Origin of the sequence: Paenibacillus forsythiae T98 (assembly GCF_000520735.1) — a bacterium.
Taxonomy (GTDB): domain Bacteria; phylum Bacillota; class Bacilli; order Paenibacillales; family Paenibacillaceae; genus Paenibacillus_AQ; species Paenibacillus_AQ forsythiae.
The window spans coordinates 1-331 of the sequence record NZ_ASSC01000541.1 but is presented as its reverse complement, the minus strand read 5'-3'; the positions used below and the strand labels follow the sequence as shown (position 1 = coordinate 331).

Annotated in this window: 1 protein-coding gene; it reads right to left on the bottom strand. The window is 57.4% G+C overall.

Annotation, left to right across the window (positions count from 1 at the left end; all coding sequences use genetic code 11):
* The coding region (locus L692_RS32895; RefSeq protein ID WP_036724161.1) for a hypothetical protein at positions 1 to 331 on the bottom strand (331 nt) is incomplete at both ends.

Sequence of the window (331 nt, the reverse complement as noted above, 5' to 3'; positions counted from 1 at the left end):
ATTTCAGGAGACAGCGGCTGATCCGTATCGGCGAGTCCGATTCGGCTGCGTCTCCAATTTACGTACTGCAGAATGCTCAAAGCACCCAGTACAACGAGATTCTCCCGGACGAGCGCAAGTCCAAGCGCAGCGGTGCCCAGAATCAGATCGGGACTGAGCTTACCCTGTCCGGTGAGACGAGAAAAGCCCCTGCGCAAAAAAGGGTATCCCGTAATGGCGGCGACCAGCCCTGACATGTAGAAGGGAACCGGGCTGGCCGATAGTGCCGACTTGCCGGATATCAACTGCTTGGTTCCAAGCGCCAGAAGTCCGCCCATTGCAATCGCAAGCG